Source organism: Streptomyces sp. NPDC006372 (genome assembly GCF_040612515.1).
Taxonomy (GTDB): domain Bacteria; phylum Actinomycetota; class Actinomycetes; order Streptomycetales; family Streptomycetaceae; genus Streptomyces.
In genome coordinates this window covers 131783-144485 of record NZ_JBEXQJ010000011.1, presented here as the reverse complement: position 1 = coordinate 144485, position 12703 = coordinate 131783, and the positions used below count along the sequence as shown (strand labels likewise).

Annotated in this window: 14 protein-coding genes; 3 read left to right on the top strand and 11 right to left on the bottom strand. The window is 68.3% G+C overall.

Features of this window, described 5'->3' with window-relative positions; genetic code table 11:
* Positions 1 to 45 precede the first annotated feature (45 nt).
* From ABZ016_RS19360 to ABZ016_RS19335, 6 genes are all read right to left on the bottom strand, one after another.
* Positions 46 to 1149 (bottom strand): XRE family transcriptional regulator, encoded by a 1104-nt coding sequence (locus ABZ016_RS19360; protein ID WP_356917843.1) that lies wholly within the window; start codon positions 1147 to 1149, stop codon positions 46 to 48.
* Positions 1150 to 1154: 5 nt separating this feature from the next.
* Positions 1155 to 1751, bottom strand: a complete 597-nt coding sequence (locus tag ABZ016_RS19355; protein ID WP_356917842.1) for a hypothetical protein — start codon at positions 1749 to 1751, stop codon at positions 1155 to 1157.
* A 649-nt stretch (positions 1752 to 2400) separates the two neighbouring features.
* Positions 2401 to 2907: an N-acetyltransferase family protein gene (locus tag ABZ016_RS19350; RefSeq protein WP_356917841.1), complete on the bottom strand. Its 507-nt coding sequence runs from the start codon at positions 2905 to 2907 to the stop codon at positions 2401 to 2403.
* Positions 2904 to 3323 (bottom strand): arsenate reductase ArsC, encoded by a 420-nt coding sequence (locus tag ABZ016_RS19345; RefSeq protein ID WP_356917840.1) that lies wholly within the window; start codon positions 3321 to 3323, stop codon positions 2904 to 2906. The genes ABZ016_RS19350 and ABZ016_RS19345 overlap by 4 nt, the downstream gene beginning before the upstream one ends.
* Positions 3316 to 4392 carry an ACR3 family arsenite efflux transporter gene (arsB, locus tag ABZ016_RS19340; RefSeq protein WP_356917839.1) on the bottom strand — a complete coding sequence of 359 codons (1077 nt, stop codon included), beginning with the start codon at positions 4390 to 4392 and terminating at the stop codon, positions 3316 to 3318. Before arsB ends, ABZ016_RS19345 begins: the two co-directional genes overlap by 8 nt.
* Before the next feature lie 23 nt (positions 4393 to 4415).
* Positions 4416 to 4823 carry a metalloregulator ArsR/SmtB family transcription factor gene (locus ABZ016_RS19335; RefSeq protein ID WP_356917838.1) on the bottom strand — a complete coding sequence of 136 codons (408 nt, stop codon included), beginning with the start codon at positions 4821 to 4823 and terminating at the stop codon, positions 4416 to 4418.
* Between the two features lie 79 nt (positions 4824 to 4902).
* Here ABZ016_RS19335 and ABZ016_RS19330 point away from each other — a divergent pair, with 79 nt between their 5' ends.
* On the top strand, positions 4903 to 5376 hold the full coding sequence (locus ABZ016_RS19330; RefSeq protein ID WP_356917837.1) for an ArsI/CadI family heavy metal resistance metalloenzyme: 474 nt from the start codon (positions 4903 to 4905) through the stop codon (positions 5374 to 5376).
* Positions 5377 to 5484: 108 nt separating this feature from the next.
* On the opposite strand, the gene ABZ016_RS19325 is transcribed toward ABZ016_RS19330, so the two are convergent.
* The 3 genes from ABZ016_RS19325 to ABZ016_RS19315 all read right to left on the bottom strand — a co-directional run bounded on the left by ABZ016_RS19325 (position 5485) and on the right by ABZ016_RS19315 (position 7421).
* Positions 5485 to 6045 carry a cysteine hydrolase gene (locus ABZ016_RS19325; protein WP_356917836.1) on the bottom strand — a complete coding sequence of 187 codons (561 nt, stop codon included), beginning with the start codon at positions 6043 to 6045 and terminating at the stop codon, positions 5485 to 5487.
* An 86-nt stretch (positions 6046 to 6131) separates the two neighbouring features.
* Entirely contained in the window at positions 6132 to 6383 is a 252-nt protein-coding gene (locus ABZ016_RS19320; RefSeq protein ID WP_356917835.1) for a hypothetical protein, read from the bottom strand.
* A 27-nt stretch (positions 6384 to 6410) separates the two neighbouring features.
* Positions 6411 to 7421 (bottom strand): hypothetical protein, encoded by a 1011-nt coding sequence (locus tag ABZ016_RS19315; RefSeq protein WP_356917883.1) that lies wholly within the window; start codon positions 7419 to 7421, stop codon positions 6411 to 6413.
* Positions 7422 to 7878: 457 nt separating this feature from the next.
* On the opposite strand from ABZ016_RS19315, the gene ABZ016_RS19310 reads away from it, so the two are divergent.
* Together ABZ016_RS19310 and ABZ016_RS19305 are read left to right on the top strand one after the other, a co-directional pair.
* Positions 7879 to 8100: a hypothetical protein gene (locus tag ABZ016_RS19310; protein WP_356917834.1), complete on the top strand. Its 222-nt coding sequence runs from the start codon at positions 7879 to 7881 to the stop codon at positions 8098 to 8100.
* Between the two features lie 360 nt (positions 8101 to 8460).
* Entirely contained in the window at positions 8461 to 8721 is a 261-nt protein-coding gene (locus ABZ016_RS19305; protein WP_356917833.1) for a hypothetical protein, read from the top strand.
* Positions 8722 to 8744: 23 nt separating this feature from the next.
* Here ABZ016_RS19305 and ABZ016_RS19300 read toward each other — a convergent pair whose 3' ends face one another.
* Together ABZ016_RS19300 and ABZ016_RS19295 are read right to left on the bottom strand one after the other, a co-directional pair.
* On the bottom strand, positions 8745 to 10364 hold the full coding sequence (locus tag ABZ016_RS19300) for an ABC transporter substrate-binding protein (RefSeq protein ID WP_356917832.1): 1620 nt from the start codon (positions 10362 to 10364) through the stop codon (positions 8745 to 8747).
* 5 nt (positions 10365 to 10369) lie between these two features.
* Positions 10370 to 12685, bottom strand: a complete 2316-nt coding sequence (locus ABZ016_RS19295) for a hypothetical protein (RefSeq protein ID WP_356917831.1) — start codon at positions 12683 to 12685, stop codon at positions 10370 to 10372.
* Between the last annotated feature and the right edge of the window lie 18 nt (positions 12686 to 12703).

The window sequence follows — 12703 nt, the reverse complement described above, 5'->3', positions numbered from 1 at the left end:
CACCTTGCTGCGGCTTCGCTAGCTAGGCAAGGCGCACAGGAGCCTCTAAAACGCGGCGCGTTGGCGGAGCTGAATCACGTTAGTGCCCTGGGTGGAGACGGATCGCACGGGTGCATGCGGGAGCTCGTCAGCTTTAGCATGCTGTTCCAGTACTTTCATGGTGAGTTCCTCGGACCAGCCCGCGCCACGAGCAGCAGCGCTCACACTAAGCCCTGAGCCATAGTGGATTTCCATAATTTTCCGGAAAGCGCGAGGCTTTTCTTGAGGGACATGCCCTGACTCTTTCTTATTCCAGCCACGGGCACTAATTTGCTTGTAGAGACTAATCGCCCGCTCTTGGTCGATTGCACCGATTTCTCTCGCTGTGCGGACCAGGCTTTTAATCGATACGCCCCACTGTGTTTTTAGCATGGCGAGGGAGCTCAAAGTGGGCCGCGCGGGAAGTACCTTTGATAGTGCAGCGCGCGGCGTCAAGAGCTCGGAAGCGAACGCATCCGCTTCCGTTTCGACTGCACTTCCCGTTTGCCCCGGGTGGTGTAGCACTAGGTGGCCGAGTTCGTGAGCAACGGTGAACCGAATCCTATCCCCAGGTACGCCGGCGAGGAGCGCCATCACCGGCTCCTCGCCCTGCCAAGCACAGAAGCCGTCCAAGTTCTCGGCATGGAATGGCAAACCAAGAATTGTCACCCCTGCTCGCTCGACGGCAAGAATCAGATATGGCAGGGGCTCATTCGGGGTAAAACCCAACACTTCCCTTGTCTTGGCGGCCGCGACTACAGGATCTCCACCATGCATGGCAGGCAACTGGAAGGGGATGGGACGCGCGCTTGAGCTCAAGCTCCGATATTCCTCATGGACAAGCTTTGCCCACTGCATCGCGGCTGTCTTGGTTCGTTGCGTCAGCCGACTCCGCGCCCGCAGTTGAGGTGACAACGCATGCAGGTCCACTGCTGGCGGTCGGCGAAAGAAGTCCACAGAAACGCCGAAGGTGGCAGCCAGAAGAGCTTCCGTCTCCTCGTCTGGCTGTGCGCTTCCCTTCTCCATGCGTGACAGTTGGTACTGAGACAGCCCGGGGACGACTTGGGCGAGCTCGCTCTGCGTCATCTGGTGCATCTCACGCACCTGCTTGACGCGCTCGCCGTAGATCATTTCGCCTAGTCTCCTAGCTGCCTGTACTGCTGGTCAGGTTCAAGCTCGTCCAGGTCGGCCGCGCGGAGGGTAGCCATCCCCTTGCTGAGCTTGCCGACCCAGTCGATCCTCAAGCTGTTACGCCGATGGCCACCCGCAGTTGGCCTGACGAGGGTCATCGGGTCAGCCAACTTACCTTCCTGGTCCCGCCACAGAAGCAGCAGGTTATCTGTCTCAAGACCTGGAATCGCGGACCCCTCGGCCTGGCTCCAGAACGCCTGCCGCTTCTTGGACCGGCCAGGGAGAGGGATGGTCACTCCCCCGGTTCGAGCGTCATCGCTCGGACGCAGGATACGAACGGCCATGTCCTTGTAAAACAGGAGCAAGCCAGACATTGCGTACAGTGGCCGACCTGACTCCGTCTCAGCTTGGAGGCCTTCGCTTCGCAACTGCTCCAGTGCGATTCGACGAGCGGTGTGAGCGTAGTGCCACGGATCGTCAGACCGAACCAGTCCGTTGTTCGTGTGATGCTCGTTGGCGGCTTCCAGTCCAGCCTCAAGCGCGCTGAAGATCAGGGGGATGACAGGCTGAAGCTGTCGCACCGACTCTGCGTAGAGTGCCATGCGCATAATATGCCACGCAAGTTCACCCTCCCGTCACCCCTTCCGAAGATTGATCGCGGCAGAGGGTGCTCGAACGTTCGTCCGCTTGTGAGGCTTGGCGGATGTCCATGGCGTCGGTTGGCGCGCATCGGCCGGCGCAGGCTCCGTCTCCTCCTCGGCGTCCTGGGCCTCTTCGACGAAGTCCAGTGCCAGTCGAGGTCTTGGATCGCTCGGTCAAGCTCAGCAGCCGTAACGCGCAGGTACTCACCGATCGCTCATGGCCGGGGACTAGGCGAGGCCACTGACAACGGCCGTCGGACAGGTCCGTCTCAGTTTCCGTCTCATTCAGCACCGTGCACGGCCGTTCAGAGGAGACCGGAGGCGGTAGCCGGTCAGATGACCGGCCGCCCATGAACGCAGGTGAACGGCCCCGGTCGAAGGCCTCCGTACCGCCAACACAGTTGGAAAGCGTGTTGGGGGCAACCCCTCACGAATTCCAATCTCGTATCCTCCGCCAGTGCCTCACCGGGCACGATGTCGAAGGGGCCCCACCGTTGCGGTGGGGCCCCTTCGACGTTGCCTGTCTCACTTCCAGTCTCGGGCCTCGCTACGGATCAGAAACTCGGAGGTGGTTCGAAACCGGCCGAGAGCAAACAAGCAGGCCTTCGCTCTACGCCACGAGAGGGGTGCGGCGTTCGACCAGGACGACGTCGCGCCATACGCCGCGGTGTCGGCCGATGCGTTCGCGAGTGCCGATGACGCGGAATCCGGCTCGCTGATGCAAGGCGAGACTGCTGGCGTTCTCGGGAAAGATGCCGGACTGGATCGTCCAGATGCCCGCCGCCTCGGTCGATCTGATCAAGGTTTGCAGGAGGACTGAGCCCGCCCCCCGGCCGCGAGCTCCGGGATGGACATACACCGAGTGCTCGACCACGCCGGCATACGCGCACCGATCGGAGACGGGCACGGCAGTGACCCAGCCCAGCACCCTGCCGGAGTCGTCGAGAGCGGCGTACCGATGTTGGGGCAGCTTGGCAGCGTCGAACTCCTGCCACGTGGGTGCGACCGTCTCGAAGGTGGCGTTGCCCTCGTCGATACCGAGCTGGTAGATCGTCAGGACCTCGTCGGCATGCTCGGGGCCCATGGCCACGATGCGAACTGTGCCTGGGGTGCTCATGCTTGGCTCGCCGGTGCGATCTCGGCGACCAAGGCACGGATGCGCTTCTCGATCTCGTCGCGGATCGGGCGAACCGCTTCTACGCCCTGCCCGGCCGGGTCAGGCAGTTCCCAGTCGAGGTAGCGCTTCCCGGGGAAGACGGGGCAGGTGTCCCCGCAGCCCATCGTGATGACGACGTCGGATGCCTGGACCGCCTCCACCGTGAGCACCTTGGGTACCTCGGACGTGATGTCGATACCCGCCTCCGCCATGGCCTGGACGACGGCCGGGTTGACGGTGTCGGCGGGGGCGGAGCCTGCGGAGCGGACCTGGACGCGGTCGCCTGCGAGGTGGGTGAGGAAGGCGGCGGCCATCTGTGAGCGTCCGGCGTTGTGGACGCAGACGAACAGGACGGACGGGGTGGCTGTGTCAGACATGGGCTGCGTCTTCCTGGGGTGCGGGGACAGCGGCTGGGGTGGTGGGGAAGTGGCGGCGCGCGTACAGGGCGACGTACACCAAGCCGATGAGTGCGGGCACCTCGATGAGGGGGCCCACGACGCCGGCAAGTGCCTGGCCGGAAGTGGCTCCGAAGGTGGCGATGGCGACGGCGATAGCGAGCTCGAAGTTGTTGCCAGCAGCGGTGAAGGCCAGCGTCGTGGCGCGTGAGTAGTCCAGGCCGACGGCACGGCCCAGGGCCATGGAACCGGCCCACATGACGGCGAAGTAGACCAGCAGTGGCAGAGCGATGCGGGCGACGTCCAGCGGCTGTGAGGTGATCGCGTCGCCTTGCAGGGCGAAGAGGATGACGATCGTGAAGAGCAGGCCGTAGAGGGCGAAGGGGCCGATGCGCGGGATGAGCTTGGCTTCGTACCAGGTGCGGCCCTTGCTCTTCTCGCCGATGCGGCGGGTGAGGTAACCGGTCGCGAGCGGGATGCCGAGGAAGATGAGCACGCTGCGGGCGATCTCCCACACCGACACGTCCAGGCCGGTCCGTTCCAGGCCGAGCCAGCCGGGCAGGGCGGAGAGGTAGAACCAGCCCAGTGCCGAGAAGGCGATCACCTGGAAGACGGAGTTCAGGGCGACCAGGACGGCAGCGGCTTCACGGTGTCCGCAGGCCAGGTCGTTCCAGATGATGACCATGGCGATGCAGCGGGCCAGGCCGACGATGATCAGGCCCGTGCGGTAAGCGGGCAGGTCCGGCAGGAACAGCCAGGCCAGCGCGAACATCAGCGCAGGGCCGACGACCCAGTTCAGCAACAGGGACGGCAGCAGCAGACGGCGGTCGCGAGTGACGGTGCCGAGGCGGTCGTATCGGACCTTGGCCAGCACCGGGTACATCATCACGAGCAGGCCCAGGGCGATCGGCAGGGACACGCCCGTGACCGTCACCTCGGCCAGCGCGTCCCCCAGGCCCGGGACCAGGCGGCCCAGGCCGAGCCCGACGGCCATGGCCGCGAGGATCCAGACAGCCAGGTAGCGATCGACGAAGGACAGGCGTCCCGCCACGTTCCCCTCAGCAGCCGCAGTGTTCACGAGGCGGCCCCGGCAGAGGCCGTGCGGTCGGGCAGCGGTTCTCCGGCGGGGCGGGTCAGGATCGCGGCCAGTCGGTCGGTCATCTCCGGGACCAGCCAGTAGTAGACCCAGGTGCCGCGCCGCTCGCAGTCGATCAGACCGGCCTGCCGGAGCAGCTTGAGGTGGTGCGAGATCGTCGGCTGGGACAGGTCGAAGGCCGGGGTCAGGTCGCACACGCAGACCTCGCCGCCCGCACGTGAGGCGATCATCGACAGCAGACGCAGCCGCACGGGATCACCCAGCGCCTTGAACACCTTGGCCAGCTCTCCTGCCTGACTCTCGTCCAAGGGGGTCGTGAGCAGTGCTGGGCAACAGCCGCCGGCCGCCTCGTCCTGACCCAGCACGACCAACTCTTGATTCGACATTTCTCTATGTTGACACTCTTCGATTCAGGGCGCAATGTTGAATCGAGAGACGTCAATGCAACCAGTTGGGAGTCGTGCCATGTCTCGCGCTCAGCTCGCCCTCCGTGTCAGCGACCTGGAAGCGTCGATCACCTTCTACTCGAAGCTGTTCGGCACCGAACCGGCCAAGCGGCGCGAGGGCTACGCCAACTTCGCCATCGCAGAGCCCCCGCTCAAGCTCGTCCTGATCGAGGGGCGGCCCGGCGAGGAAACGCGCCTGGACCACCTCGGCGTCGAGGTCGAGTCCACCGACCAGGTCAACGCCGCCACCACCCGGCTCAAGGACGCCGGCCTCGCCACCTTCGAGGAGAACGACACCTCCTGCTGTTACGCCCTCCAGGACAAGGTGTGGGTCCACGGTCCCGGCAAGGAGCCCTGGGAGGTCTACGTCGTGAAGGCTGACGCCGACAATCTCGGCAAGAGTGCCGATCCCAGCACCGCCGGGGACGCCTGCTGCACCAGTCAGGCGACCGAGGAGGCCACGGCGGCCGCTGGATGTGCGTGCGGCCAGTGATTCGATCGTTGTCAAGCGCGTTTGACAGGTGCCCTGGTCTCGCACGCAGCTCCAGCGGCGCAGCCCGATGTGGGCATGCCTCGTCCCCGTAACGAAGGCTCCGCCCTGCTACGGTGCGATGGCTTTGAGCCAGTCATCGACGTCGAGGACATCCGCCCACTGCGGGAACAGCTTTTCGGTCAGCATCCGGTGCACCTCAGGGTCGGTGTCGAGACAGGCATCCGCCAGGACCGTGAGGCCGAAGTCCAGGTCGATGGCGTGCCACAGGGTGGACAGCACCACAGCGCTGGTGGCGATGCCGGTGAGGACGAGGCTGTCGACATCGCGGGCCCTGAGAACCAAGTCGAGGTCGCTGCCCGAGAACGCGCTCCCTCGCCTCTTGGTCACCACGACGTCGCCCTGCTGGGGCGCGACGTCGTCATGGATCTCAGTGCCGGGCTCACCCTCGGTGAACAGGCCGGCCTGCACGATGTTCGTCATCACCTTGTTGCGGGGGCTGATTTGTGGATCGCCTGGCCGTAACCCGATCACCACGTAGATGACGGGAATGTCTGCAGCCCGGGCTCCGTCGATCGCCCTGCGCAAGCGCGGGAGATATTCGGAACCGTCGTCGGCGATGGCCACGATGTCCCGCTGGATGTCCATCACCAGAAGTGCGCTGTTCGCCATGCTTGCCCTCTTCATCTCCGTGGGGAACCAAGAGCAAGTCTGGTGGACCTACCGGGCTGCGGTGGAGGTTTCGGAGATCCAGCGCATCACCTGCCCGTGCCGTCGTCGCCGCTCGGCCCGGTCTCCTGGTCACTGATGAGCCGGGTCGCGAGGTGGTAGGTGACGGTGACGTCCTGGTATTCACGGCCGGGGGTCACCGGGTCCGGTAGGTGGGTGCGGTCGCTGTGGCTTGTCGACTGTCGTTTTCCGGTGCCGGGGAAGTGGACGGCTGTCTGGGGCTCCTGTGTGAAGTGGAGTCGTTCGGCCTGGATCGTTGACCGGAAGGAGATGTCCTCCACCGGGTCCCGGGCTCCCTCGGCTCGCGTTCAGGGCGGCTCCTCGGGCTCCCTGGCGGCACGACGGCGGCTGGACGACCTGGGTGGCAGCTTCCCGTCCTCTCCGCGTACCCGGCGCGTGCGGGCGCCGCCCTGGCTGCGGCCGGCTCGCCCCCGCTCCTCCTGCGCGCCTTTGCGGGCCGCGCGCGGCTGGGCCGGCTCGGCCCCTTCCGTGTCGGCTGCCGCTTCCGTCTCGTCCGCGGTCTGTCCGGCCACGCTTCCGGCGGTGCCGCGCACCACCTCGCCGGCGCTTGCGACGGTCCGGCTCGCCTCGTGGCCGACGTCCTCCACCGCGCGTCCGGCACCACCGCCCACGTCCTCGACGGCCCTCCCGGCTCCCTGGCCGACATCCTGCGCCACCGACCCGACGCCCCGGCCCACGTCCTGCACAGCGTCTCCGGCGCCCTGGCCCACATCCTGGACCGCGGAACCGGTGCCCTGCCCGACATCCCGTACCGCGGACCCGGCGCCCTGGCCCACGTCGCGGACTGCGGTCCCCGCGCCCTGGCCGACCTCCTGGACGGCCCTTCCGGCGCCCGCACCCACCTCCCCCACGGCCTGCCGGGCTCCGCCGCCGACGTCCTGTACGGCGGATCCGACTCCACGCGCCAGCTCGTGCAGGATCTCCGGGTTGCGGTCGAGCGTGGTGAGGACTCGGTCGATGATCTCGGCGACGTGGTGGAGGCGCACCTTGAGCTGGGCCTGGGCCTCGACGCCCGAGATGCCCAGGTGCACCCGGCCGAGCGTGACGTCGGCGCCCACGTTCAGTTTGAGCAGGTCCAGCACCTCGGCCTGCAGCGAGACACGCGCCCGCAGGTCCTCGACGTCCAGGTCGATCTCGTCGACCTTCAGGACCGGCACGTCGAGGAAGACGTCAGGGCTCGCGGCGGCCGCGTCCTCCTCGTCGTAAGCCTCGGAATCGGCGTACTCGTCCCCGTACTCGTCCCCGTGCTCGTCGTACTCCTCGACCGAGCCCTCATCGTTCTCGGCGTTGTCGCGCATCGCCACGCCTCCGCACCTTTGCACACGTTCCGACCATTTTGTTCCATTGTCGGGATCCATGCGCAGTCGTGCGGTGGCTCAGAAGGTCACCGGCAGTCGTCCCAGAGGGCGGCGAGGCGGGCCGGGATCTGGGGGATGGCGGCATACCCCTGAGGGTTGGCGGGGACGAAGTACTTCATCGCGGCTCCGTCGTCCTGGAGGGCGACCTGCTCCGCCTTGGAGCTACCGGAAGTGAGCTGGAAGCGGGTTCCGGCGTAGAAACTTCCGTCACAACTGCCGTAGGAGAAGGTGCCCTTGACCGGGGTGATGTGACTGAGGGGCGGTTGGGCCTGGCAGGCATTTGAGCTGCGTGCGGAGGGGTGCTGCGCACAGTCGCAGGCTCACCTCAGGTCGAGTCCCGTCCGGATCTGTGCTCATGGCCACAGCGGGCCGGCCGCGCGAAGGCGCATACTGAGCCATGACAAAGCCTGCGGCACCGAAGCGCCATCTGCCCACCAGCCCCTTCAAGGCCCCCGTCACACCGGCCCCCAAGCACTTCGCCACGGGCGACCAGGTCACCCACGACGTCTACGGCCTCGGCCGGGTGATCGGCGTCGAAGACGGGATCGCGGCGCTCGTTGATTTCGGCTCGGCGCAGATGCGGATCTTGAGCCCGTACGCCAAGATGACCAAGTTGTAGGACCGCTGTGCCGGTCACGGCACACCAGGTTCCTTCAGGGACCTGTAACGAAAGAGAGTCCCCCCATCGAACCGACATCGCTGTTCTCCGCCCTGGAAGGGCAACCCCGCCGACCCACCGCGGCGTCGCCGCCCCCGGCGACCAACCCCTTCCAGGCCCCGGACTTCGAGCTGGACGAGACCTACCGGCCCGGGGACGCATCCGAGGAGGCACAGGTGCCCGCCCGGGGCACCCGTGCCGCGCGATCCAAGGCTGCCTAGTGGTGGCCGGGGCTCCTCACGAGCCCGCCCGGCGCAGGTGGCGCGCCACCTGGTGAGAGAGGACGCTGGGTGCGGGGGCAACGTGAGGGAGTGACGCCCCATGGCACAGACCACCCCGCACCACAGAGCGCGCACGCCGTTCTTTTCCCGTCCCGGCGTCCGCCGCGCCATACCGTTCGTCCTGATCACCGCAGTCGCTCTGATCTTCGTCTTCGAGAACCGCACGCGTGTGGAGGTCCGCCTTCTCATTCCACTGGTGACCATGCCGCTGTGGGGCGCCCTCCTGATCGCCTGGGGGCTCGGCATGCTCGCCTGTGTCTTCACCGTGCGCCGACGGTCGCACCGGCACTCACGGCAGTGAGTTTCCCGAGCCCCCGTCCCGTCTCACCGAGTGCTGCTCGGGATCACGCAGTTCCTCGGCTGCGGTTCGCCCGTCGGCCAGCCCAGGCCCACGAACTTGAGGGTGCCGGGGCCCTCGCGGCCCGGGTCGAGTTCGACGATCGCGGCCGGTTTGTCGTAGGCGTTGCCGCCCGTGGTGAGGCAGATCAGACCGCTGGTCGCCTGGACGCGGTGGCGGGACTGGAGGAGTGACCACTGGCGGCCCACGTCCTCACGGCTGGGGACCGTTTCGGGGTCGCTCTTCTGAGCCTGGTGGAGGGCCTTGCCGATGGTGAGGAGGCCGTCGTGGACCAGCATCGTGCGGGAGTCGTCCAGGGCAGGGGTGGAGCCCAGTTTCGTGCCCTCGTTCCTCGTCGTGTCGATCAGCTTCCTCAGGGTGTCCAGGGCCGCCTTCGGTTCCGTCAGGTACTGGGGGAGGTCCTGGTCCGCCGGCTTGCGGTGGTGGGCCGCCGTCCAGCGCTTCGTCCAGGCCTTCAGTTCCGTCGTCCAGGCGTCGGGGTGGGCGGGGGCCGCGTACTGCACCGTGACCTTCGGCCTGCCGTCGTCGCCGCGGAGCCGGGCCCAGTCCTTGTCCGTCATGTCCTGGCGCAGGGAAGCGGCGTCGGAGCCGCTGACGATGGTGTAGTGGCGGCCCTTGCAGCCGACCTGGGCCAGCTTCAGGGCGAAGATGCGCAGGTGCAGGGTGCGGCCGGCGAAATAGACCGTGTCGGCCTCGGAGTCGCAGATGTTGTTCACCGTCTGGGTGAACTGGTTGCCCGTCGAGCCCGCCTCGTCGATCGACGGGGACTCGAAGGACATCGCCGCGGGGCCGGCCGGGCCCTTCTCCTCGATCCTGCTGAACGCCCTGGCCAGTGACTCGTTGTAGCCGTCGGGGCGTTTGTCGTAGACCAGGACCGTCCTGATGTTCTGCCGGCCTCGTTCGCCGTTGAAGTCGGCCAGGGCCTGGGCCGCGTCGTTGTTGGTGGGCAGGATGCGGGCCAGACCGGGGAAACGGAGCTTGGCCATCCCGTCCGGCCGGTCCTCGTTCGCGATCCGGTCGCCGCTGATACGGGCGGCCAGGACCGCGATCTTGTTCTCCGTCAGGCGTTTGACCGCCGCCTCCGTGGCCGCGAGGCTCAGGTTGAAGCCGGTGACCGCGCGCAGCCGGTCCTCGGACGAGGCCGCCATCCGCAGCAGCTGGTCGACGACCTTCTCCTGACGGCCGTAGTCCTGCCCGGGGTTGGCCAGCACCAGGCGGATCTTGGGCGGTTCGCCCTCGCCCTCGTTGGCCTGCCGCTGCCCCAGGTACGCGCCCTGGAGGTCGCTGCGCATCTGCCGGCGCAGCGCCTCCCGGTCCGACTGCAGCGGCAGCATCATCGCCACCGTCACATGCGGCTGCTTCGCGATCCGCTCGTTCTCGCGTGCGATGGCCCGGGCCACGTCGGCTATCTCCTTCGTGCCGAAGTCGTAGCCCTCGCCGTTGACGCCGACGCACTCGCCGTCGATCCGCTCCACACCCTCGGCGCAGGTGTCCGGCTTGCGGATGAGGGAGGTGGTGAGCGCCACGCCCGCGACGACCGCCATCACGGCCAGCAGTGAGAAGAGGATCTTCCGCCATCTGGGCATGCCCGTTATCTCCTTCGCCGGAGCTGTTCGGTGCAGGTGCAGCGCAACAGGGGCTGTTCGTTCTCCGCGAGGCCGCTCCAGTCCGTCGCCGTCCTGCTGAGGCGGCCCGCGCCCTCGAAGTCCATGATCGAGAGGAGGTCCAGCAGCTTGGCCAGCGTGCGGGCCGTCTCCTTGCCGGTGGGGCGAGTGCGTTCCTCGCACAGCCATACGGCGTGCAGCAGCTGGTCGACCGTGCGGCGCAGGGGCGGGCCGTCCGCCGCGACCAGGCCCTGGGCGCGGTCCCGCCGGGCGTCCGCTCCGCCCGGGTAGGGGGCCTGGGCGATCTCCAGGAGGTCGGCACACCACTCGCGGGGGCGGCCGGGCAGGGTCGCGGCGAGGTGGCTGACGACGTCGTCCGCGCCGCCCGAGACCAGGTGGTGGTTCATGCGGTGTGCGGTGAGGGAGCGGAAGGCTCTGTCGGTCGAGGTTCCGTCGGCCCGGTTTCGGTCGGCCGAGGCGCCGTCAGCCGAGTTTCCGATGGCCGAGGCACCGCCGGCCGAGGCACCGACGGACGAGTTTCCGTCGGCCGGAGCCCCGTGGGCCGACGCCCCGTCGCCCTGAACGCCTCCCTCCCCCACCGCCCGCCGCTCGTAGTGGTCGCGCAGCAGGTGGTGGTCGGCGTACCAGGCGGCGCCGCCGGGGCGTAGGCCGTACAGCCGGTGCACCAGGAGCTGGCGGAGGCCGAAGTCGCCGATGAAGTGGCGTTCGCAGGAGGGCCAGCCGGTGTCGGTGAGGAGCTGGGAGACGTGATGGGCGGTCAGGTGGTGGACGTGGCCCGACTGGTGATGGCGGAGCAGGACGTCCGCGCACTCGGTGTCGTGGGCCACCGACAGGTGCGTGAGGAGGTCGAGCCAGTGGGCGTGGTGCTCGGTCGGGAGCCGTACCGGCAACTGGTCCAGGATCAGTTCGCGCAGGAGCACCTCCGCGACCGGGTGTTCGGGGGCGTCGTCACCGGGCAGCCCCGGCAGCGGTAACGGGGCGTCGAGGATGTCGCGGTCGTTGGCGTCCGCCGGCATGCGGAAGCCGGCCGCGGCCTCGGCCAGCCGGATCACCGTGTGCGGCCGGCCGCCGCTCAGCCGGGCCACGGCGGCGTCGATACGGCGGCGGTTCGTGCCGCCTTCCGGCTCGGCGCGCTGCTGTCTTCGCACGGTCTCCCGGCGCAGCTGGTCGCCGGTGAGCAACGGCATCCGCAGCAGGAGCACGCCCTCGGCCAGGGGAGCCCGGTCCGCGCCCGCGTCGGTACGGCGGGACCAGGCGGGCGGGGCGCCGTCGGCGGGGCGGTACTCCGCCGGTGGTGTCACCTCCTGGGCCGGCAGACCGCCGTGCAGGAAGGCGCCACCGTCGAAACGGCGTGCCGTGCCGACGATCACCACGCGATCGCGCTGCCCGGCCCGGCGGTCGGTGAGTACGGCCCGCAGCATCTGCTCGCCCAAGGGCGACTCGGCGTGATCCAGCAGCAGGCCGGGGCGGCCGACCCGGCGCAGCCAGCCGGAGGTCGACGCGTAGGCCGCCTCGAGGTCCTCGCGCAGGGCCCGGAACAGGAAGCTCTCCGCCACCTCCCGGGCCTCGCCGCCGGCCCGGAAGTCGGCGGCGAGGATGCGCAGGCCGATCCGGGGCTGGTCGGCCGCGCCCGGGTACGCGCCGTAGATCCGCTCCAGTTCCTCCCTGCCGCGCGGCGCCACACGCTCGAAGAGGGCGTCCACGAGGGCGTTGCTCACGGCCGCCGAGTACGTCTCGAAGGCCTGCCCGGACAGGGTGGTCAGCAGGTTGCGGATGGTGCCGCGCAGGACGCCCCGCCAGAAGTCGCCGGTGACCAGGCCGCGCATGCGCTGCTTCTGGGCCAGGCCCTCGTACCGTTCGGCCTCCGTCGCGACCGCCTCGGGCGTGCCCTCCGCGACGCCGGTCGCGATCATGGCGACGCCCGCGAAGAAACGCGGGAAGGCGAACGAGCCGCCCGTCCCCTGCCAGGAGCACAGCCGCCGCGCCACCTCCACGAGGGCCTCGGTCGCGGCCGAGCGGGCGCCGGGCTCCGGGTCCGCGCGATCCGCGTACACCGGGGAGGCACAGTCCAGGTGGATCAGCGGCACCTTGGCGGCGAAACGGTCCCGTACGGCCCGCAGCAGCCGTCCCTTGCCCATGCCCGGGCCGCCGGTGAGCAGCACCACGGGCAGGTCGGGACCGTACAGCGGCTCACGGCCGGCCCCCGACGGTGCCCGGCCGAGCAGACGGGCGAAGAAGCCCTCCTCGTCGAGGAGTCTCTCGAACCCCAGTTCTTCACACACGGACCCCCCATGGAGTGC

Excerpts from the sequence above, each read along its gene's own strand:
- ABZ016_RS19360 (WP_356917843.1), bottom strand. The coding sequence starts at position 1,149 with ATGATCTACGGCGAGCGCGTCAAGCAGGTGCGTGAGATGCACCAGATG.
- ABZ016_RS19355 (WP_356917842.1), bottom strand. The coding sequence starts at position 1,751 with ATGGCACTCTACGCAGAGTCGGTGCGACAGCTTCAGCCTGTCATCCCC.
- ABZ016_RS19350 (WP_356917841.1), bottom strand. The coding sequence starts at position 2,907 with ATGAGCACCCCAGGCACAGTTCGCATCGTGGCCATGGGCCCCGAGCAT.
- ABZ016_RS19345 (WP_356917840.1), bottom strand. The coding sequence starts at position 3,323 with ATGTCTGACACAGCCACCCCGTCCGTCCTGTTCGTCTGCGTCCACAAC.
- ABZ016_RS19335 (WP_356917838.1), bottom strand. The coding sequence starts at position 4,823 with ATGTCGAATCAAGAGTTGGTCGTGCTGGGTCAGGACGAGGCGGCCGGC.
- ABZ016_RS19330 (WP_356917837.1), top strand. The coding sequence starts at position 4,903 with ATGTCTCGCGCTCAGCTCGCCCTCCGTGTCAGCGACCTGGAAGCGTCG.
- ABZ016_RS19325 (WP_356917836.1), bottom strand. The coding sequence starts at position 6,045 with ATGGCGAACAGCGCACTTCTGGTGATGGACATCCAGCGGGACATCGTG.
- ABZ016_RS19315 (WP_356917883.1), bottom strand. The coding sequence starts at position 7,421 with ATGCGCGACAACGCCGAGAACGATGAGGGCTCGGTCGAGGAGTACGAC.
- ABZ016_RS19310 (WP_356917834.1), top strand. The coding sequence starts at position 7,879 with ATGACAAAGCCTGCGGCACCGAAGCGCCATCTGCCCACCAGCCCCTTC.
- ABZ016_RS19305 (WP_356917833.1), top strand. The coding sequence starts at position 8,461 with ATGGCACAGACCACCCCGCACCACAGAGCGCGCACGCCGTTCTTTTCC.
- ABZ016_RS19300 (WP_356917832.1), bottom strand. The coding sequence starts at position 10,364 with ATGCCCAGATGGCGGAAGATCCTCTTCTCACTGCTGGCCGTGATGGCG.